The organism is Rhodococcus sp. FW305-130 (genome assembly GCF_058788335.1).
Window position 1 is genome coordinate 108,433 of the sequence record NZ_JBYTAP010000002.1, and the last position, 20,614, is coordinate 129,046.

Consider the following 20,614-nt stretch of genomic DNA (forward strand, 5'->3'; position numbering starts at 1 on the left):
GATACGGGATGCCCGCTTTTTACAACCTCACGCATATTTTGTGGAGCTTTTCCGTCGGGTCATTCCGTTCTGTTGTTCGAAGATGGCACGATCGTGGCATGGCACCAACCGGCTCCGCGAAGGCGATGGCACTGTGGACCACCGCTTTTGCTGTCTCACAAGCAAACATTGCTCGTCTACTCGGGCCGGTGGCTCCTAAAGTATTGGAAGTGCAGACGGCGTTTTCCGCTCGTCGGTACCTCGAGATCTTGGACTCCATGGAAGCGGAGGCCACGGCGCGATTTCGTAGTCACTACTACCCGGACTTCGTACATCCCGCGATCTACGCGATGGCTTTGCGGTCCGCAGGCAAGCGGCTCGGAGAGCGGGTTCCCCTTTCGACCGCAACTCGGCGCGCGCTTGCCGTAGCGCCGGTGCTGTCGGCGGCGGGCGATTATGTCGAGAACGTGATCGGCCTCCATTTCCTCGATCATCGCGACAGCATCACCGACTCGAGGGTTCGCGCCGCCTCGACGGTCAGTATTGCCAAATGGGTACTCGCACTCGGAACTTTCGGATATTTGTCGCAGGGTTTTGTCAGAGTATGGGTATCGCGAAAATGAGGAGCACTGATGGCAGTCGAACTCGGTACCGAATACTTCGCTGACGGAGAAGAGTTCCGTCGATGGCTGTGCGAGAACCACGAGGCGGTCCCCGGGCTTTGGCTGAAAATGGCCAAGAAGACCTCGTCACACAGTTCGATCGACTACGACCAAGCGTTGGACGTTGCCCTGTGCTTCGGCTGGATCGACAGCCTCTCCCGGCGAATCGACGACGATTTTTTCGTGCAGAAGTTTTCGCGTCGCACTGCGCGGAGTCCGTGGTCCAAACGCAACGTCGAGATAGTCGCCCGCCTCGACACTGCGGGACTCCTCGAGCCATCCGGCATCGCTGAGATAGAGAAGGCCAAGGCCGACGGCCGCTGGGATCGCGCGTACGAGGGAGCAGCCAAGGCCGAGGTCCCGAGGGACTTTCTCGATGCGCTTGCGGAAAACCCGAAGGCTCGCGAGTTCTACGCGACGCTCAATTCCACCAATCGATTCACCATCGCGTACCGACTGCAGGAGGCAAAGCGTCCGGAGACACGCGCCAGGCGGATCGAGAAGTTCGTGAACCAACTCGCGGAGGGCAAGAAGTTCTACTGAGCTGACTGGGATGGCTGATCGACTTTCAACGTGGCTGACACAATAGGGCTCGTGATCGAAGCCGAGACCTGTTCCGCACTGTCTGCTGTTGACGAACCGTTGGCAGGCAGCGCTGCCGTCGTGCGGGGTTGGGTATGCCTCGAATTCAATGCCGCTTGGGGCCGTGACGTGCTGGACGGTACGGCCTTGGGGGAGGAGCTTGCCGCCGAGCTGAGTCGGCGAGCTGATGCTGCCGACGTACGAATCATGTTCATTCGGCGACCAGGCCGCACCGATCCGCTGACTGATGGGCACACGGTCTTGCTCGCGCGCTCCGATCCGAGCGACTCGTGGTGCGAACGGTTGCGCATCGATTCACCGGCTGATCTGCTCGACATCGATTTCGCGCTACTCGACGGCCCTCCACCAGGATTGGGCGACTCGGTGGACGAGCCAGTCGTCTTGGTTTGTGCGCACGGTAAGCGTGACCAATGCTGCGCTGTGTTCGGCAGGCCGATTGCCGCAGCGCTGATGTCGTCCTTCGGACCCCAGGTGTGGGAGTGTTCGCATACTGGCGGGCACCGATTTGCGCCGTCGATGATCCTGCTGCCGAGCGGCAATACGTACGGCCGTCTGTCCGCTGGTGAGAGTGTCACGGCTGTGGAGGTGGCTTCCCGAGATCAGGTCCATTTGCCAGGCCTGCGTGGACGGAGTTGCTGGTTTCCTGCGGGGCAGGCTTCGGAAGTTGCTGTACGACAACAAATCAGCTGCGGAATCGACGATTTGGCAATCATCAAGCAGGCCAGTGACGGGACATGCGTCGTCGCGCATGTGGACGGACGGCGGTGGATGGTCGAGACGGCGGTCTCCGAACTCGCGCCGCGTCCACCGAGTTGCGGCGCGGCGCCCAAACCGGTCAGGCCAGTTGTCGTCACGTCGATTCGAGAACTGTGATTCCCTCGTCGGTTCCATACGATCAGTCTCGATGAATGCGATCACATGGGCCGGCAGGTGGCGCGGAGGATACGGACTCCATCAGATCCACAGTCTGCTGGCGTGACAAGCGGATTCGGGACTTAGGCAGCGGCGGTTCGGGGGAATAGCGGCACCGTTGCGGGTGCGAAGTAGCATCGCAGCTATGACTGTCGATCTGGTTGCACCTGACGAGGCCTTGTGGGCGTCCTGGTTGGAGTCGCGTGACGAGTGGGGCGGACCGCAGGCGGACCAGCCCGGTTCGGCATTGGGAGTTGCGCAACGTCTAGATCTCGATCTTGCCTCCCGGGATGGATTCGGGCAGTGGGTGCAGGAGTTGTTGGCGCAGCCAGAGGCAGTGCCGGGGCCCGACATTGTCCCGGCAACCAACTGGTGGATCGTTCGAGACGGCAGGTACCTCGGCGCTATCCAGTTGCGGCACAGCTTGAATGAGTTCTTGGCCGATGTCGGTGGTCACATCGGCTATGGGGTCAGGCCGTCGGAACGCCGGAAAGGTTTAGCGTCGGCTGCTCTGCGGGAGGTGCTCACGTATGCAGGCGACCCGGTGGGGCTCAGTCGCGTCCTGATTACCTGCGACGAAACGAACGCGGGTTCACGTAAGGCAATCGAAGGGTGTGGTGGTCTACTCGACAGCGTGCGCCCAGCTGATCAGTTGTCGCGCAACCTCGGTCACACGGGGGATACGCTTCGCTACTGGGCAGTCACGGGCCGGTCAAGCGTCAGTTGACCGATGTCTGACCGTCAACGGGAAGCCACGGTCGCAGGGTAGGCGACACGGGCAGCGATGCTTTCGCTGAGGTCTTGGATTTCTGCGGCGAGGGTATCGCGGCGCTTCGTGTCCGACTCGTGAACGAATGTTGTCGATCCCAGTGTGGCACCGCAGTATTCGATGATGCCGTGCTCGATCTGTGTCTGGAAGGCCTCGTACACACCGTGGCGTTCGAAACTTTCCGCGTCGTCACCCGCGACAGGGATCAGGTGGACCGTGAGTCGGTCCAGTTTCTTCACGAATTCGCTTCCCGGGGTGAACTCGTACGCCCATCCGCTGACGAAGACTCGATCGATCCAACCTTTGAGTAGTGCGGGCATCGACCACCAGTACATCGGAAACACGAGAATCAGATCGTCTGCTCGATCGATTCGGTCCTGCTCGGCTACAACGTCGGCCGGGGGAGTCCCCTTGCCGCGGAACAGGTTCACATCGGCTTTGGAGAATCGGGGATCGAAATTCTCGGCATGTAGGTCCGCGATGTCGACATCGCCGCCCAGGTCGCGGATCGCGTCGGCGGTAGAACGGGCGACATGCTGGGTAAGTGACTGTGGATCGGAGTGGGAGACTACGACGAGTGTGGTCATGAGCGTTCCTTCGGTAGATGGTGCGCTTATGTACTAAGAGTAGGTTACTATTGGTATATAGCGCAAGGAGGTGTCCGATGGCACGAACGAGACTGTCGCGAGCCGACAGGTACGAACAACTCGTGGAGGTGTCGTGGGCACTGGTGCGAGAGGAGGGCGCGGATGCGCTGACCCTCGGCCGGTTGGCTGAACGTGCCGGCGTTGCAAAGCCGGTCGTCTACAGCCATTTCGCCTCCCGCGCTGCGCTGTTGGCGGCCCTCTTCAAGGAATTCGACGATCGTCAGACGGTGATGCTCGGGGAATACCTCGAAGCTGCGGAGGAGTCTGTGAACGGGCGGGCGAATGCCATCGCCGACTCCTATGTCGGATGTTCACTGGCACAGGGGCGTGAACTGACGGGAGTGCTTGCAGCGCTGGAGGGCTCGCCCGAGCTGGAGCAGGTCAAGCGCGAGTCGGAACGCGCCTATTCAGAGCGTTGTCGCGAGGTGCTGGCTCCTTTCAGTGCCGACGGGCTTGGACAATCATCGATGACTGCGATATTCGGTGCTGCAGAGGCCCTCTCGCACGCGGCGGTCGTCGGAGTGCTCTCGCCCGAGGACGCCAAAGGTGAACTTGCCGCGCTGATCGTCGCGGTTGTCGGCAGGCCATCACTGACTGGGTAGTGCGGTGCAGCCGTGATCTCATCGCCTACAGGTGCCCATCCAATTCGAACCGCTCACGCACGGAGTCGGATGTCGCCGCCAGGGTGCTGACGAACGCGTCAATGGCAGGAGCGAGCGGAGGTTTCCCGAAGGTTGCGACGGAGACAGTGCGTCGCTCGCCGCGAATGCGGTGTGCGCGGATACCCGGGTTCTGATGTGCATGGAGAGCGAGGGCGGGAAGGGTGCTGACTCCGCTTCCGGAGGCGACCAGCGCTTGGACCGCGACGTAGTCGTCGGTCTCGAACTCGATCCGTGGAACGAAGCCAGCTCGATTGCAGGCGGTGAGAAGGTGGGCGCGGCAGCTCGGACAGCCTGCAATCCAGGTCTCATCGGCGTAGTCCGTGATCTCGTTGGCGGCATCTGCATTCCGCGCAGAGGTGATCAGGTACAACGGATCGTCCAGCAACGTCGTTAGGGTGACGTGCTTCAGCCCCACATCCGGGGTATCCGCGTGTGCGAAAACGACAGCTACGTCGACGTCGTTGTTACGAAGCATTGCAAGTGCTTTGGGTGGTTCTGCATCAACGAGGCTGATGGACACGTCGGGGTACTGGGACGTGAACGCTGCCATCGCCTGCGGAATCAAACTCGCCAGGGCTGACGGGAATGCGGCAAGTCGTACCCGCCCCGCCCTCAGTCCCGCGTACGTTTCGACCTCGGCTACGGCAGCGTCGACGTGACCGAGAATTTCCGTGGCGCGCCGAACCAGTACCGCACCGGCATCCGTCAGACGTAGCCCACGACCGGCTCGCTGGAACAGCGGAACTCCGACTTCCGATTCGAGCTGTCGAAGGTGGTGACTGATGGAGGGCTGCGCGTAACCGAGCGAATCGGCGGCGGCTGTCACCGATCCTTCCTGCGCGACAGCGACCAAGACCCTAAGTCGAATTAGATCGAGCATGACGAAATCATAGAGGATTTCGATGCTTTCGACGAAAACATGTATTAGACCTATGAATCAGTGTTTGACAGGGTGATCCACATGGCACAGGCACCTGATCTCGCGGCAACAACCGGGCTACAACCACCCACATGGGCGGACATTCAGCGTGCAAGTCAGGTTGTCCGACGCCACCTACCGGTCACGCCCCTGATATCGCACCCGACCTTGGGAGCGGGCTCGTGCAGCCAGTTGTTCGTCAAACATGAGAACGTGCAACCCACAGGTGCGTTCAAGGTTCGCGGTGGACTGAACCTGGTGGCTGGACTCGATGAGCCGACGCGGGCCCGAGGCATCATCGGCTACTCGACGGGAAATCATGCTCAGTCCCTGGCGTATGCCGCAGCGGATGCGGGCGTGCGGTGCGTAATTGTGATGCCGGCTGGGGCAAATCCGGTCAAGGCTCACGCTGTCCGCATGCTTGGGGCCGAGCTCATCGAGCACGGCGCAAACTTCGACGAGGCACGCGCTCACGCAGAGTTCATCAGCGAACGTGACGGCCTGCGTCTCGTCAGCGCCGCCAATGAGCCGGCAATCCTCGCCGGTGTTGCTACGGCGTACGTCGAACTCGTCGAGCAGCAGCCAGATCTGGACGCAGTGGTCGTCCCCGTCGGTGGTGGCAGTGGTGCGGCGGCCGCTTGCCTCGTCGCCAGTGCGCTTGCACCGCACCTGGAGGTGTTCGCGGTGCAGTCGGAGGCCGCACGAGCGGCGCACGACTCGTGGACTTCCGGCACCTGTGTCGAGAGCCCGAACGCCACTCGTGTCGAAGGGCTCGCGACCGGGGCCGGATTCGCATTGACTCAACGCGTCATGCGAGAACGGCTAGGTGGTTTCTTGCTCGTCACGGACGATGACATCACCCTCGCGCAGCGGGCTCTCCTTTTCGACGCACACACTTTGAGTGAGGGCGCCGGTGCGGCCGCACTTGCTGCGGTCTACGCACATCCGAACACCTTCGCGGACAAGCGCGTTGCTGTTGTCTGCACGGGCGCCAATGCCTCCGAGAGCGAGATCCGCAGGGTCGTCAGCTAATTGATCTCGCATTCGGAACAATGTGCAGTGTCAGCGAACTGACGGAAAGCCGAAGTACTGTGTGCCAATGACTTCACCCCGAGAAAAGTCACGTACTCTCAATATTTGCGCACTCATGCTGGTCGTCGGTGTTCTTGGATTGATCGTGAGCTTCGGAGTGACCTCACGTTGGGGGTTCCCAGCGTCCGCATCGGAGCTTTGTAGATCAAGTTCGTATGGAATCGGATTACTCGAAGAAACAGGATGGGCCTGGATCCCGTTTCCCATAGCCTATTGCAAGGCAGTGGATTTCGATTCTTCCGCGGTTTACTTCGCCCTCGGATGGGAAAACTCGATCACTGCCGCAGTATCGATCGCACTCATCGCCATGGCTCTGAAACTCACTTGGGGTGCAGGAGTTCAGTGATGCTTATATGCCCGGCCTTGGGTTCGTTCGGAAGGCTGACCGGCACAAGCCCCATGCTTTCCCGACGCTCGTTGACCGAAAAGACGTACTGGGCAAATTCAGGTTTGACGTGCACGTCCGGAAACCGTGCGCGAAGTTCGCCCACGATCCGATAGCCCTCGTCGTACCAGTCGAAAACGTTGATCCCTGGACGCCACCTCGGTCGCATCGCGAAGCCGTCGATCTCGGTCACAAAGAACTTTTGGAAGCGATCAGTCCACGCCAGTATCTTCTCTCCGAGTTCGTCGTCGATCCCCATTTGGCTCGGGAGAACGTATGCCTGCGGGAACCGTTGCGGCGGGACGACAATCAATTCCTTCGACGGCCATAGTGAACTGGGATGGCCATGGTCAGGATAGATTCTGATGACTAGCACTGCAGATCCCTTGCGGTGGCCAACACGCTACGAGGCGAAGTCACACCACCGGTCACCAGTGCGTTCCGGGCACGAGTCGGGCGGCGCGTCGGCCGAGTTTGCGGATGCGCGAGCGTGAATGGCGCTGACGCGACGGTGTTGCCGAAACGTCTGACGGAGTTTCTTTGTCTACCTGCCCCTTTGCCGCCGGGGAGTCAGGGAAGGCCTGGTACATCTGGTTGAGAATCCGGTCCTTGGTGTGCGGTGCGAACAAGGTTCCCAGATCACCCAGAGTGCCCAGTGGCACGTCGATGCGCTTGGGGCGTTCGATCAGCGCGCGGATCACCATTGCCGCAGCCTTTTCCGGGCTGGTGATCGGGCCGTTGTTGTATTCGCCGGTCGGAGCGATCATCGGCGTTTCGACCAGCGGCATGTGGATGGTCGTGAAAGTGATTCCGTCCGCCAGGGTTTCGGAGGCAGCTACGTCGGAGAAGCCGTCGAGGGCGGCCTTGCTCGCCACGTAGGCCGAGAATCTAGGGGTTGCCGCCTGGACTCCCGCGCTGCTGATGTTCACGATGTGACCGAAGCGGCGAGAACGCATGGTGGGCAACAATGCGAGCACCAATCGCACAGCGCCGAAGTAGTTCACGGCCATCGTTCGTTCGTAGTCGTGGAAACGATCCGTGGAATGGTAAATGCCGCGCCGAATGGATCGGCCGGCGTTGTTCACCAACATGTCCACGTGATCATGTTCTGTCAGAATGCTTTTGATCGTATGCTGGACCGACTCGTCGTCGGTGATGTCGCAGGGATAACCGAACGCTTTGCCTCCGGTTGATCGAATCTCCTGCACCGCGGCATCGAGTTCGTCGGTGCGGCGTGCGATCAGGAGAACTGTGGCGCCTTTCTGGGCGGCGGCGATGGCAGAGGCCTTGCCGATTCCGGACGAGCCACCGGTGATCAGGACTATCCGACCGACAAGTGGTCCTTCGGGATGGTTGCGACGTGCGCGATTGGGATCGAGGTTTGCGCGCCAGTACTTCCACAGCACAGTCGAATACGACCCGAACTCGGGGACCGTCAGGCCTGATCCGGCGAGGGCGGCAACGGTTCTCTCGGAGGTGAAGGTCGGCGCCATCGTCATGTTGTCGAGCAACGCTGCAGGCATGCCGATGCGATCGAGGAAGACTTTTCGTGCCGATTCTGCCGAATCCATCGGCAATGGCGAGACAAAGGGTTTGGCGATCACGCCCGGCAGGCTGAGCGCGGGCCGCGGCGCTCCGGCGGCCTTGGCGAGGCCGGCATAGATTTCGCGTACCGGTTGAGGTTTCGGATTGACGAGATGGAATGCTTCGCCGTCACGGCCGGGCACATGCATCAACTCGACGAGGGCAGCGGCCACATAGTCGACCGGCACCACGTTGGTTGCACCGAGGTTGGGGATCGGGACAGGGAGTGCTGCAGGTAGTTTCGCGAGTAGCGCCAGACCTGGGAACAAGTAATACGGTCCGTCGATCTTGTCCATCTCTCCGGTGACGGAGTTGCCGACCACGGCAGACGGCCGATAAACACGCCAGGTGAGGCCTTCTCGTTCTCGAACGAGCTTCTCGGCCTCGAACTTGGTTCGGTGGTACGGCGTCGGAAAGCCTTGGCCGCAATCGAAATCGGTCTCGCTGAACGTGCCCGGATAGTCGCCTGCGACTGCGACCGATGACACGTGATGAAGGGTGGCTCCCAGTTTCGCAGCAAGTTCGACCACGGAGCGTGTGCCCTCGACATTCGTCGAAGCCTGCTCGTCTCCGGCCGTGATGTCGTAGATCGCGCCGAGGTGAAGGACATGGTCGGCCGGCGGGGGAGAGTCGATGCCCAGCTCGGGCTCGGTCAGATCGCCAACGAGCGGATGCACTCGATCGCCGCCGGGAATTGCCGACACCTGTGCTTCGAGTTTTGCGACAGAACCCGCTCTGACCAGCACGTGGATCTGAGCAGTTTCATCATGCTCGAGCAGGAGCGGTAGTACAGCTCGTCCGAGGAACCCGGTACCGCCAGTGACAATGTATGTGGCCATGGTCGGTAACTTACTCCAAAGTAAGATCGACGGCTAGGGGGAACCGGACATCAGTGCGTCATGACGCCATCCTCGGTGTCGAAGTCGATGCCCGCAGTGATGATTCCGGAAAACAGGAACGCGACGGCAAGTGCAAGAGCGGGGATTGCAAGGATCCATTCGAAAATTGTCATGCTCCAAGTCTGACGAAATCAGCTTCGGAGAACATCGACCTGCGGAGCGATTTCCCTGATCGGGCAGTCATCCTCGAGGACGACTGCCCGATCAGGGAAATCCACTAGTGCGTGATCAGTGGCCCGAAATCAGTGGCCGATGCCGACCTTCGCGTGAACTTTTTTCATCCAGGCCGGAGCCCACCAGTTCGCTTCGCCCATCAACTTCACCAGCGAGGGCACGAGCAACATGCGGATGATGGTCGCGTCGACTATCAACGCGACGATCATGCCGACGCCCAGGAACTTCATCACCGACAACCCGGACATCGCGAATGCCCCCGTCACCACGATCAGGAGTAGGGCGGCGGCCGTCACGATTCGGCCGGTGCGTTCGGTTCCGAACTTGACTGCTTCCTCCGTCGTCGCTCCCGCGTTCTTGGCCTCGACCATCCGGGACATCAGGAAAACCTCGTAGTCCGTGGACAATCCGAACACCACCGCCAGGATGAGCACGACGAACGTCGCCTCCAGCGGAGTTTGACTGACCCCGAGGAGTTCGACGCCGTGACCGTCCTGGAAGACGAAGGTGAGGACTCCGAAGGTGGTCGCGAGGCTCAGCGCGGCCATCAGTACCGCCTTGATGGGCAGGACCACCGAACCGAACGCGAGGAACAACAGGATCAAGGTCGATCCGACCATGATGATGATCATCACCGGCAACCAGTGCAGGACGGCGTTGTTGCCGTCGTCGACCATGGCTTGACCGCCACCGACAAGCAGCACTGTTCCGTCGGGAGCGGAGATCGCACGCAGATCTGTCACTGCGGTGCTCTGTGATTGGGGTGTAGAGCCCTCGCTGTAGAGAGCCTGAACCGCGATGAGTTGATTGGTGCTCGCGACGACGGTCGCCTGACCGATGCCCTCGACCTGACCGGCGGACTCGGCGATCGCTGCACCTTCGGTCGGGGTGAGAGTGTTCCCGTCCTCGGCCTGAAGGATCATCGTCGCGCCGTTGCCGGTCTGCGGGAAGTCGTTGACCAACGTGTCCATTGCGACGCGAGCGGGGTCGTTGTCCGGGAGTGCGGTGTACGAGAGTTCTCCCAAACGGGCACCGAGCAGCGGCGAGGCCATCACGAGCAGCACGGCCACGATCGTCACCGAGACCGCGACCGGACGCTTCATCACCCACGTGACGACGCGGCCCCAGAACTTGCGCGAGCGTTCCTCGCCGCGTTGCGCCGCATCCTTGCGCCACGTCAGGGCGTTGATGCGATGCCCCAGAATGGCAAGCAGCGCAGGCACAGCGGTCAGCGACAGAACTGCCGCGCTCAGTACTGCTGCGATCGCACCGAAACCCAAAGACCGGATGACGGCCTGCGGGAAAACGAGCATGCCGCTGAACGCGCAGATCAGCAGCAGACCCGAGAACATGACGGTGCGACCCGCGGTCAGAACTGTCCGCTGCGCAGCCGCTCCCGGGTCCGAGCCCGAATTCAGTTCTTCACGGAACCGACCGACCACGAACAGTCCGTAGTCGATTGCAAGTCCCAACCCGAGAAGAGAAGCGACGTTGATCGAGAACGAGGACACATCGGTGATCAGCGTGAGGATTCGCAGAACCGCCAAGGCGCTCAAGACGCTGAGTACACCCACGAATACCGGAACCGCCGCAGCGACGATGCCGCCGAAGATGAAGACCAGCAGCACCAGAGTGATCGGAATGGCGATGGCTTCGGCGACCACCAGGTCTTTCTCCAGCTTGGTGTTGAAGGCAACGCCGACGACGGTATTGCCCGCGAATTGTGCCTCGGCACCTTCAACTTCGAGCTTCGGCAAGAGATCGGCGAAAGTGGCCGGTGTGACGCCCGAGTCCGGTGCCAACGTGATCGCAACGGCCGCCATGGATCCGTCGTTCGAGAGCAGGCTGGCCTTGGCCGCGGCGTCTGTTCCCCAATACGACTTCACCGACGCGGTCGGCACTTCCGTTTTGAACTGGTCGACGGCGGCCGTTACTGCCGGCCCGATGTCGTCGAGGGTCTTACCGTCGGTGGGTGAGTAGATCGCGATGATGTCCGGGGTCTGCGGCCCGAGATTGTCTTCGATGATGTCCGCAACCTTCGCGGAGTCGCTGCCCGGATCGATGAAGCCGCCCTGGCTGAGCTTGCCGAACACTCCGAGTCCCCACACCCCACTGATGAGAACTATCAGAACCGCGAGGCTCAGTACCCACCATTTCCGGGCGACGACGGTTTGGGCCCAGCGTGTCATGTATCAACTCCGGTGTGTGGGGGCGTCTGGCCAGATCGACTGTAGTGGGCGTTTGGTCTTGAATCGGAAACGTCATGCATACTGCTCGAAGCACTTGCAAGCCACGTGTGTGGGGGAAGCCGGTCCGAATCCGGCGCTGACCCGCAACGGTAGGTCGATTCTCGGTAGTCACCGAGCGTCGGCAAGCCCGATTACCCACCGCGCGGTGTGCGACATCCATTCGTCGTGGTCTACGAAAAGGAAGTCCAGCAGGAGCTCTGGCCGAGTATCAGTGTGCGGGCGGAGTTGTCTGTCGGATTCTCATTCGTGGCTCAGAGCCCTTACGAGGTCCCCGTGTCACTTCAGTTCTCCCCGTCCCGCGCCGCCGCTGTTCTCATCGCGGTCGCCTTGGTTTCGGCAGGTTGTTCCAAAGGCCAGGAATCAGAGTCCGCGTCTGCTGCGGAATCCTTCGCACAGCCTGTGTCCGTGACCAACTGCGATCGAGAGATGACCTTCGACTCGCCGCCGCAGCGCATCGTGTCTTTGAACGGGCATGTCACCGAGGTGCTCATCGAAATCGGTGCGGGTGACCGGATCGTCGGTCGGGCGTACAGCGACAATCCGCCAACTGCGGAGACCGCCGATGCATTCAACAAGATTCCCAGCCTCTCCGATACGTTCCCCAGCATGGAGCAGGTTCTCGACGTCGATCCGGACTTCGTGGTCGGAGGAATGACCAGTGCCTTCAACGAGAAGCAGGGCCGTTCCCGAGACGCTTTCGGCGAGCGCGGAATCAACACCTTCCTCTTCTCGGAATACTGTGGCACCGGTTTCCCCGACATCGGATTGCTCGAGAACGACTACACGCAACTCGGTCGAGTCCTGGGCGTTGAAGATTCCGCCCGCGAGGTCGCAGAGGAGATCAGCGATGGTCTCGATTCCGTCCGCGCTTCGGTCGGGGACGCGGCGCCGGTACCGACCTTCTTCTACGACAGTGGTGACCAGGTTCCGACGACTATCGGCGGAGTCGGCGTCGGTCAATTGGTCGCGGAATACTCCGGTGTCTCGAACATCTTCGCCGAAGGGACAAAGCCCTACATCGACGCATCGTGGGAAGCTGTTGCCGAGCGTGCACCCCAGGCGATCGTGGTCATCGACTACGGCGACAAGACGGCCGAGCAGAAGATCGACTTCCTCCGTGCCCAGCCGTTGATGGCGACCACCCCTGCTGTGCAGCAGAACCGGTTCGTCGTGGTTCCTCTCGCGGACCTGTTCGAGAGTTCACGGTTGGTGCGTTCGGCACAGACCATCGCGACGGCCTTCCATCCGGGCGCTGACGCGGCGAAGTGACCCGCACGCGTTACGGGTACGGCGCCCTACTTGTCGGCTTGGCGGTCGCCTTGGCGATCGTCCTGGGGTTGGCCGTCTCCTTGGGATCGGTTCGCATTCCCGTCGGTGACGTCTGGGCGATAGTCGGAGCCCGTTTGGCGCCAGGGACTTTCGAAACGTGGTGGACCGCGGCGCGGGAGTCGATCGTGATCGACTCCCGCCTGCCACGTGCACTCACGGCTGCGGTCGTGGGTGCTTCCTTGGCGATGTCGGGTGCTGTTGCTCAGGCTGTCACACGGAATCCTCTTGCCGACCCGTATCTGCTCGGAGTTTCGTCGGGTGCGGGATTCATGGTGGTGCTCGTGTCGGTGCTGGGTTTCGGCGCCGGCCTCCTCGGGGTTTTCACGATTCCGGTCGCAGCATTCGTCGGGGCGATGATCCCGTTGTTTCTCGCACTGCTGATCGGCGGCCGGTATCCGCAGCCGACCGCGATCATTTTGGTGGGTGTAGCGCTCGCCCAGATATTCTCGGCGCTCATCACCTTTTGCATCCTGGTGTTGGCCGATGATCGGCACGTGACGTCGGTGATGCACTGGATTGCCGGCGGATTCGGTGATGCGCGATGGTCGACGCTGATCTTCCCGACGATCGCACTGGTCGTCGTCGGCACGGCCCTTCTGTTCAGTTCGCGGTGGATGGACGTCTTGCAGACCGGTGACGACGGGGCTGCAGCACTCGGTATGAACGTCCGACGGTTCCGAGTGTTGTCCTTGCTTGCGGTCTCCGTACTGGCGGGCGCGGCAGTCAGCGTTGCCGGTGGAATCGGATTCATCGGCCTCCTGATCCCACATCTGGCCGGTTTCATCGTCGGCACCAGAGCAATTCGACTGCTCCCTGCTGCAGCCCTTCTGGGCGCCGTCGCGATGGTTGCCGCGGATACCGCTGCGCGCTCGGTGGCACAATCCACCGAAGTTCCGGTCGGAGTGATCACCGCCCTCGTGGGTGCACCGATCTTCGTCTGGATGCTCTACCGGCAGTATCGGAGGCTCGAACAGTGACGCAGACCAGAACAGTGACACAGGCCAGAACAGAGACACTCCCGAAGGACGCCGAAGCTGCGCCTCTGCTCGAACTCGTCGAGACCCGGGCGCGGCTTGGCAACCGCGAAGTCTTGCGCGGCATCACTTTCGCGGTGACGTCCGGTGAAATACTGGGCTTGGTCGGACCCAACGGCAGTGGCAAGACGACGGCGCTGCGCTGCTGCTACAACGCTTTGACTCCGACAGGTGGCGCAGTTCTGATCGATCAAGCCGACTCGACGACGCTCTCGCGTAAGGACATCGCCAAAACCATCTCGGCGAGCGTCCAGGAACCTACTGTCTCGGCAGGACTTTCGGTTCGTGAATCGATCGCGCTCGGACGAACTCCGCACCGTAGCTGGTTGGACCGAAGCACTGAGCGAGATACCGCCATCGTGGACCGGTGCATCGAGCAGGTTGGTCTGGTCGAGCTTGCCGGACGCGACGTGTCCACCCTGTCGGGTGGTGAGCGGCAACGTGTCTCGATAGCGCGCGCATTGGCTCAGGAGCCCAAGGTTCTGTTGTTGGACGAGCCGACCAATCATCTCGATCTTCGTCACCAGTTGATCGTGATGGAATTGCTCGCCGAACTTGCGTCGGCGGGGCTCGCGGTTGTGGTCACGATGCACGATCTACGGTTGGCAGTCGAGTACTGCGACAACCTTGCCGTGCTCACCGAAGGTGAACTCCGCGCGTGTGGGTCTACGGTCGAGGTGTTGGACGAGCCGTTGTTGGCCGAGGTTTTCGGCATCAAGGCGCGAGTCGAACGCGGAGTACGTCCGCGGATGGAGATATTGGGGCTGGCATGACGGAATCGGTAGCCGGGATCTACGCCCGTATGGCATTAGCGGTGCCGTTCTTCGACAACCTGAGCGCGTATCCGGATACGATGCCCGCGGTGTTGATGACCGACCCCCAGTGGTTGGCAGCACGTGTCGCCGATACGGCCGAGCGATGGGGGAGTGCGGACAGCCGAGTGAACGGCACGTTGTGGTGGTACTCGGCCAGTTCCACGCTGACTGGCATTCCGATCGGAACCGGAATGGTCACCGGGTTCGCGGCCGATCCATCGTTGAACGGTGGGCGGATCTTCTTGCGTGACAACGGCTATCTGGGCGGGTTTGCTGCCGGATCGGTCATTCCGATCTCGCGGAGTGTGGCGGAGTTGGGCCACGCGATGTTCCGCTCACTCAGTCCCGTGATCGAGGTACTCGCCGAGGTGTCCGGCGTTCGGCAGCAGGCGCTGTGGGCGATCGCGACGGACTCCATCGCCAATCGCAGCCTCGACGCCGCCGGTAGCGCGAGGGAGCGCGGAAGTGCATTTGCTGCCGGCCTGATCGATGTTCTCCGCGGTGAGAACCCGGGCATTCCGGTTCCGCGTTTCGTCGATGTCGACCGCAATGAAAGTGTTGTGCGCGTTTCTAATCCGTTGACACCGGTGGCATCCGGGCGACGCAGATTCACGCAGCGCGCGTCGTGCTGCCTGATTTACGAGGTGCCCGGTGAAGGTAAGTGCACCAGTTGCCCGAAGCGCGCACCCGAAGATCGGGTGCGCGCCTTGGCTACTCTGGTGTGACTGGACCCAGGCTTTTACCGGGTCGGGTGTTGTCAGGTCAGTGAGCTGCGACCTTGGAACGGTCGAGTCCCAGCGCGTCGGTCATCGTGAAGAACAGATCGGTCTGGTCCGTGAGGCCGCTGACATTGGCCGCGTGCGGGCCGAAAGCTGCTACGCGCAACTGAGTTCCGGTATGCCCTTCGGATTCGACGGCCGGATCTTCGGACGTTCCGTAGCTGATCGTCATCTCCGAGCCGTCCTTCGTGGTCAGCTTGCGGGTCAGACCGGGGTAGACGATTTCCTGGGCGCGCTCGACCGGGATGTTCTGGTCCTTGGCGATGGTGGCGATGTCGTCTGCGCTGACGTTGGTGACGATCTGGCTGGTGTGAGCGTGGTCGGCTGTGACGATGACCAGGGTTTCTCCGTCGGTCTTCGCAAATTCGAGTGCCTTCTGCACAGCTTCGTCGAGGTCGACGGTTTCACCGATCTGACCGCACGCGTTGGCTGCGTGATCTTGCTTGTCGATCGAGGCACCTTCGACCTGGAGGAAGAATCCGTTGTCGTTGACCTTCAGTAGGTCGATTGCCTTCTGCGTCATGTCCGCGAGCTTCGGTACGTCGGAGGTTCGCTTGGGGTTGTCGATGCAGGTCTCGGCGGGCTGCAGGTAACCGTCGCGGGTGGCGACAGAGCCTTCCCAGCGGACGGGCATGTTGCCGTCGGCGAACAGCCCGAGCACGGGTGCGTCCTGATCGGCCTTGCCGACCTCGTTCATCTCGGCGGCATTCTTCACCAGCTGGTAGCCACGAGCGGCAGCTTGCTCGTTGAGGGTCTTGCCCTGCCAGTCACCGGCTTTCGCGGTTTCAGCGAAGGACTTGGCGCCGCCGGCAAAGGTGACGTCGGCGCGGGTGTCGAGGAGCTGTTCGCTGATCGATCCCTTGCCGCCGTTCTCGATGGCGTTCTCCGGGCAGGACTTGGACGTCGCCTCGGGTCCGTAGCACTTGCGGCCGCTCACGTGCGCGACCTGCACTGCGGGGGTGGCATCCTGCACCTCGGCGGTGGAGACGTTGCCGGTGGCCTTGCCGTTCGCCTTGGCGATCTCGAGGACGGTCGACTGGGCCTGCCCCTTTATGTCGACGGAAATCGCGCCGTTGTAGGTCTTGGTGCCGGTGGACCATGCCGATCCACTGGCAGCGGAGTCGGTGACGTAGTCGGGCTTGCCGTCCTTGGTCAGTGCGTAGTGCGTGTACTGGCCGGTGATCGGCAGGGCGTCGAGGCCGGCGAAGCTGCCAGCAGCACCCTCGGCGTAGTTGCGCGCGGCGGTGATCTCCGAGTCGCCCATGCCGTCCCCGATCAGGAGGATGACGTTCTTCGCGCCGGAAGCGTTGACGGCGTCACGCACTGCGGCCGACTGATCACCGTCGATGCGGCGAGCACCACCGTTCGAGGACAGTTCGCCGGTCGCGGCGCGATCGACGGTCGTGCCGTTGGAGCCTGTTGCCTCGTCGGCACTGCTGCTGCAGCCGGCGGCGGCCAGAACGGCGACGGCGCCGGCGACGGCCGTCAACCTACGTGTGTTGCGCGAGAACGACATACGAGTAGTACTCCTGGAAACAGTATGGATGGAGATTATGAACGCGGCTAATGATCTGGGGCCAAAGTGAACGGAGTGCAGACATGCGTACATCTGAATGTGACGAGACGGTGAGGGTTGAGATTCGCTCTGTTGACTGAGGGTGAGTGACCTGTCAGACTGAATCTGCATCGAACATCAGTTCGATGCATGTGGTGCGTCTTCCCTTTCGGCATCCTCGAGCAGTCGGTCGTCCCGTGACGGCCGGCTCGATCAGGTGCGAGGTCAGTGTGGGTTGGGGAAATGGGCCGCCGACGTGGTCCGAGATGGAACGGGTGCTGTCCGGACGGCCAGGCCGCGTGGAACACGAGGATTTGTTCCCGGGCGACGGAAGTGACAGTCCCGCCTGGTCACGAAAGCGCGGCGAGTATCACGCAGGCGAACTCACTCGTGGCACCGGCGTGGTTCCTTACGCAGAACTGCACGCTCACTCGGCCTTCAGCTTCCTCGACGGCGCATCACCGCCGGAAGAGCTGGTCGAGGAAGCTGTGCGTCTCGGGCTCGAGGCGATTGCCGTCACCGATCACGACGGGTTCTACGGCGTGGTGAGGTTTGCGGAGGCTGCGCGTGAATGGGGAATGCGGACCGTGTTCGGGGCCGAGTTGTCGCTCGATTCGGTACCCAGAACTGGGACGGCAGATCCCGGTGGAACGCATCTTCTGGTACTTGCCCGTGGGCAGGAAGGATATCGCCGTCTTTCGCGGGAGATAGCCGCCGCACATCTGGCGGGCGGTGAGAAGGGCAAACTGCAGTACAACTACGACGTGCTGACCGAAGCCGCCGGTGGGCACTGGCAGATCCTGACCGGGTGCCGCAAAGGTCATGTGCGGCAAGCCTTGACGTCGGGTGGTCGCGAAGCCGCGGCGGAGGCCTTACAGGATCTGGTCGAGCGTTTCGGGGCGGAGCGAGTGTCGGTGGAGCTCACTCATCATGGGTTGGCGGAGGACGACGAGCGCAATGCCGTTCTGGCAGAACTGGCGAGAGAACGTGGACTACGTACGGTGGCGACCACCGCCGCACACTTCGCCGCTCCTCCGCGTCGACGCCTCGCCATGGCAATGGCAGCTGTGCGGGCGCGTCAAAGCTTGGACGAGGCAGCTGGATGGTTGGCTCCGACCGGCGGAGCACACCTGCGGTCCGGCGCGGAGATGGCGACGCTGTTCTCGCTCTATCCCGAGGCTGTCAGTGGTGCCGCCGATCTTGGTCGTGAGTGCGCTTTCGATCTCAAGCTCATCGCGCCCAAATTGCCACCGTTCGACGTTCCCGCCGGGCATACCGAGGCGTCGTGGTTGCGTGAGCTGACCATGGTGGGGGCGCTGGAACGCTACGGACCCCCGGAAGGCGCACCGAAGGCATACAAACAGCTCGAACATGAACTTGCCATCATCGAGGGATTGAACTTTCCCGGATACTTCCTGGTCGTGCATGACATCGTGTCGTTCTGCAAGAACAACGACATCCTCTGTCAGGGAAGGGGTTCCGCTGCGAACTCTGCGGTGTGTTACGCGATCGGCATCACCAACGTCGATCCGGTTCGCAACAAATTGCTGTTCGAGCGGTTTCTTGCGCCCGAGCGCGACGGCCCACCGGATATCGACGTGGACATCGAGTCGGATCGCCGGGAAGAGGCGATCCAGCACGTGTACGCGAAATACGGGCGTACGTATGCCGCGCAGGTAGCCAATGTCATCACCTATCGAGGAAAGTCGTCGGTGCGGGACATGGCTCGCGCGCTTGGCTTTTCGCAGGGCCAGCAAGATGCGTGGAGTAAGCAGGTCGGCCGGTGGGGTGGTATCGACAAGAATGCGGATACCGATATTCCGCGTCCGGTACTCGAACTGGCGGCGCAGATCGAAGGCTATCCACGGCACCTCGGTATCCACTCCGGTGGAATGGTCATCTGTGATCGTCCCATCGCCGACGTTTGCCCGGTGGAGTGGGCGCGGATGGCCAATCGCAGTGTCCTGCAGTGGGACAAGGACGATTGTGCTGCCGCTGGGCTGGTCAAGTTCGATCTACTCGGGCTCGGCATGCTCTCGGCTTTGCATTACATGATGGATCTGGTGGCCGAACACAAAGGCATCACAGTCGATTTGGCGCAACTCGATCTGTCGGAAACAGCGGTGTACGAGATGTTGCAGCGGGCAGATTCGGTAGGGGTGTTCCAAGTGGAATCACGTGCGCAGATGGCGACACTGCCGCGTCTGAAGCCTCGAAATTTCTACGACCTGGTGGTCGAAGTCGCGCTCATCCGTCCCGGGCCGATTCAAGGCGGATCAGTCCATCCGTACATCCGCCGGCGCAACAAACTCGAACCTGTGTCCTATGACCATCCGTCGCTCGAGAAGGCACTCGAACGCACGTTGGGGGTTCCGCTGTTTCAGGAACAGTTGATGCAGATGGCCGTCGACGTTGCGGGTTTCACGCCGTCCGAGGCCGATCAATTGCGTCGGGCAATGGGATCGAAACGCTCCACCGAGAAGATGGAGCAACTGCGAGCGAGGCTGTACCAGGGCATGCGAGACCTACATGGCATCGGCGACGAGGTTGCCGACCGAATCTACGAAAAGCTGTACGCATTCGCTAATTTCGGTTTTCCGGAAAGTCATTCACAGAGTTTTGCCGCGCTGGTCTTCTACTCCTCGTGGTTCAAGCTTCATCACCCCGCTGCGTTCTGTGCCGGGCTTCTGCGAGCGCAGCCGATGGGTTTCTACTCACCGCAGTCCCTGGTTGCCGATGCGCGCCGGCACGGAGTGCAGGTACACGGTGCAGACATCAATGTCAGCCTCGCGCATGCCACCGTCGAGGCAAGTGGATTCGAAGTTCGGCTGGGGCTGGGGGAAGTGCGCAACATCGGCGATGCGCTCGCCGAGAAAATTGTCGAACAGCGCGACCTCGGTGGACCGTTCACGTCGTTTCTCGATCTGACCGGTCGGGTGGAACTGACTACCGCGCAAGCTGAATCGTTGGCGACTGCCGGCGCGCTTGCCAGCTTCGGCATCTCGCGTAGAGAAGCGCTGTGGGCTGCGGGCGCTGCGGCAGGGGAGCGTCCGGACCGCTTGCCCGGTATCGGTGCGTCGGTCACAGCTCCCACCCTTCCCGGCATGAGCGACGTCGAATTGGCGGCAGCGGATGTCTGGGCGACAGGAGTATCTCCCGACACGTATCCGACACAGTTTCTTCGCCCACAGCTCGACGCGCTCGGCGTGGTGCCGGCTTCGAGGCTCCTCGACATCCCGGACGGCGACCGTGTGCTGGTAGGGGGAGCGGTCACACACCGGCAGCGTCCGGCCACAGCTGCGGGCGTCACGTTCATCAACCTCGAAGACGAAACCGGCATGGTCAATGTCGTGTGTTCGGTGGGGTTGTGGGCAAAGTACCGAAAACTGGCAAATACGGCGCCGGCGTTGCTTATTCGAGGAAAGGTGCAAAATGCGGAAGGCGCTGTCACTGTCGTGGCAGACCGGATGCAGCTGATGGATCTGCGAGTCACAGCCAAGTCGCGAGACTTTCGCTAATGCCCGATTCTGCTCGGAGTTTTGTGCCGAGAGGACAAATGTGGAGCT

The 20,614-nt window shown here is 61.6% G+C and carries 18 protein-coding genes and 1 riboswitch; of the genes, 11 read left to right on the top strand and 7 right to left on the bottom strand.

Going from position 1 to position 20,614, the window contains the following annotated elements; genetic code table 11:
* Positions 1-98 precede the first annotated feature (98 nt).
* From AC3WQS_RS06605 to AC3WQS_RS06620, 4 genes are all read left to right on the top strand, one after another.
* Positions 99-602 (top strand): hypothetical protein, encoded by a 504-nt coding sequence (locus AC3WQS_RS06605; protein ID WP_492712163.1) that lies wholly within the window; start codon positions 99-101, stop codon positions 600-602.
* A 9-nt stretch (positions 603-611) separates the two neighbouring features.
* A complete protein-coding gene (locus AC3WQS_RS06610) occupies positions 612-1,184 on the top strand; it encodes a YdeI/OmpD-associated family protein (protein WP_047888590.1) in 573 nt (190 codons plus the stop codon).
* Between the two features lie 30 nt (positions 1,185-1,214).
* A complete protein-coding gene (locus AC3WQS_RS06615; protein ID WP_374277204.1) occupies positions 1,215-2,117 on the top strand; it encodes a ferredoxin family protein in 903 nt (300 codons plus the stop codon).
* A 184-nt stretch (positions 2,118-2,301) separates the two neighbouring features.
* The gene (locus AC3WQS_RS06620) at positions 2,302-2,883 is read left to right on the top strand and encodes a GNAT family N-acetyltransferase (RefSeq protein WP_020906959.1); all 582 of its coding nucleotides are present in this window, start codon (positions 2,302-2,304) and stop codon (positions 2,881-2,883) included.
* Between the two features lie 14 nt (positions 2,884-2,897).
* Here AC3WQS_RS06620 and AC3WQS_RS06625 read toward each other — a convergent pair whose 3' ends face one another.
* A complete protein-coding gene (locus AC3WQS_RS06625; RefSeq protein ID WP_492712162.1) occupies positions 2,898-3,512 on the bottom strand; it encodes an NAD(P)H-dependent oxidoreductase in 615 nt (204 codons plus the stop codon).
* A gap of 77 nt (positions 3,513-3,589) precedes the next feature.
* Between AC3WQS_RS06625 and AC3WQS_RS06630 the strand changes: the two genes are divergently transcribed.
* Positions 3,590-4,174 carry a TetR/AcrR family transcriptional regulator gene (locus AC3WQS_RS06630; RefSeq protein ID WP_020969094.1) on the top strand — a complete coding sequence of 195 codons (585 nt, stop codon included), beginning with the start codon at positions 3,590-3,592 and terminating at the stop codon, positions 4,172-4,174.
* A gap of 25 nt (positions 4,175-4,199) precedes the next feature.
* Here the strand turns inward: AC3WQS_RS06630 and AC3WQS_RS06635 are convergent, their stop codons facing one another.
* The gene (locus AC3WQS_RS06635; RefSeq protein WP_492712161.1) at positions 4,200-5,114 is read right to left on the bottom strand and encodes a LysR family transcriptional regulator; all 915 of its coding nucleotides are present in this window, start codon (positions 5,112-5,114) and stop codon (positions 4,200-4,202) included.
* Positions 5,115-5,195: 81 nt separating this feature from the next.
* Here AC3WQS_RS06635 and AC3WQS_RS06640 point away from each other — a divergent pair, with 81 nt between their 5' ends.
* Positions 5,196-6,185, top strand: a complete 990-nt coding sequence (locus tag AC3WQS_RS06640) for a threonine ammonia-lyase (RefSeq protein WP_279218926.1) — start codon at positions 5,196-5,198, stop codon at positions 6,183-6,185.
* A 380-nt stretch (positions 6,186-6,565) separates the two neighbouring features.
* On the opposite strand, the gene AC3WQS_RS06645 is transcribed toward AC3WQS_RS06640, so the two are convergent.
* The 4 genes from AC3WQS_RS06645 to AC3WQS_RS06660 all read right to left on the bottom strand — a co-directional run bounded on the left by AC3WQS_RS06645 (position 6,566) and on the right by AC3WQS_RS06660 (position 11,476).
* Complete coding sequence (locus AC3WQS_RS06645) at positions 6,566-7,006, bottom strand: hypothetical protein (RefSeq protein WP_020906963.1); 441 nt, start codon at positions 7,004-7,006, stop codon at positions 6,566-6,568.
* Between the two features lie 52 nt (positions 7,007-7,058).
* Positions 7,059-9,053, bottom strand: a complete 1,995-nt coding sequence (locus AC3WQS_RS06650; RefSeq protein ID WP_172933418.1) for an SDR family oxidoreductase — start codon at positions 9,051-9,053, stop codon at positions 7,059-7,061.
* 50 nt (positions 9,054-9,103) lie between these two features.
* Positions 9,104-9,226, bottom strand: coding sequence for a hypothetical protein (locus tag AC3WQS_RS06655; protein WP_019747629.1), 123 nt, complete (start codon positions 9,224-9,226; stop codon positions 9,104-9,106).
* 129 nt (positions 9,227-9,355) lie between these two features.
* Positions 9,356-11,476 (bottom strand): MMPL family transporter, encoded by a 2,121-nt coding sequence (locus tag AC3WQS_RS06660; protein WP_492712160.1) that lies wholly within the window; start codon positions 11,474-11,476, stop codon positions 9,356-9,358.
* A gap of 69 nt (positions 11,477-11,545) precedes the next feature.
* A riboswitch (cobalamin riboswitch) is annotated at positions 11,546-11,693 on the top strand.
* 116 nt (positions 11,694-11,809) lie between these two features.
* On the opposite strand from AC3WQS_RS06660, the gene AC3WQS_RS06665 reads away from it, so the two are divergent.
* The 4 genes from AC3WQS_RS06665 to AC3WQS_RS06680 are packed head-to-tail and all read left to right on the top strand — an operon-like array spanning position 11,810 to position 15,439.
* Positions 11,810-12,805, top strand: a complete 996-nt coding sequence (locus AC3WQS_RS06665) for an ABC transporter substrate-binding protein (protein ID WP_492712190.1) — start codon at positions 11,810-11,812, stop codon at positions 12,803-12,805.
* On the top strand, positions 12,802-13,842 hold the full coding sequence (locus AC3WQS_RS06670) for a FecCD family ABC transporter permease (protein ID WP_029254959.1): 1,041 nt from the start codon (positions 12,802-12,804) through the stop codon (positions 13,840-13,842). The genes AC3WQS_RS06665 and AC3WQS_RS06670 overlap by 4 nt, the downstream gene beginning before the upstream one ends.
* A complete protein-coding gene (locus AC3WQS_RS06675; RefSeq protein ID WP_020969107.1) occupies positions 13,839-14,672 on the top strand; it encodes an ABC transporter ATP-binding protein in 834 nt (277 codons plus the stop codon). The genes AC3WQS_RS06670 and AC3WQS_RS06675 overlap by 4 nt, the downstream gene beginning before the upstream one ends.
* The gene (locus AC3WQS_RS06680; protein WP_046378280.1) at positions 14,669-15,439 is read left to right on the top strand and encodes a (2Fe-2S)-binding protein; all 771 of its coding nucleotides are present in this window, start codon (positions 14,669-14,671) and stop codon (positions 15,437-15,439) included. Before AC3WQS_RS06675 ends, AC3WQS_RS06680 begins: the two co-directional genes overlap by 4 nt.
* 37 nt (positions 15,440-15,476) lie before the next feature.
* Here AC3WQS_RS06680 and phoA read toward each other — a convergent pair whose 3' ends face one another.
* Positions 15,477-17,009, bottom strand: a complete 1,533-nt coding sequence (gene phoA, locus AC3WQS_RS06685) for an alkaline phosphatase (protein WP_021343627.1) — start codon at positions 17,007-17,009, stop codon at positions 15,477-15,479.
* Between the two features lie 269 nt (positions 17,010-17,278).
* Here phoA and AC3WQS_RS06690 point away from each other — a divergent pair, with 269 nt between their 5' ends.
* Positions 17,279-20,566 (top strand): error-prone DNA polymerase, encoded by a 3,288-nt coding sequence (locus AC3WQS_RS06690; RefSeq protein WP_492712159.1) that lies wholly within the window; start codon positions 17,279-17,281, stop codon positions 20,564-20,566.
* Positions 20,567-20,614 lie beyond the last annotated feature (48 nt).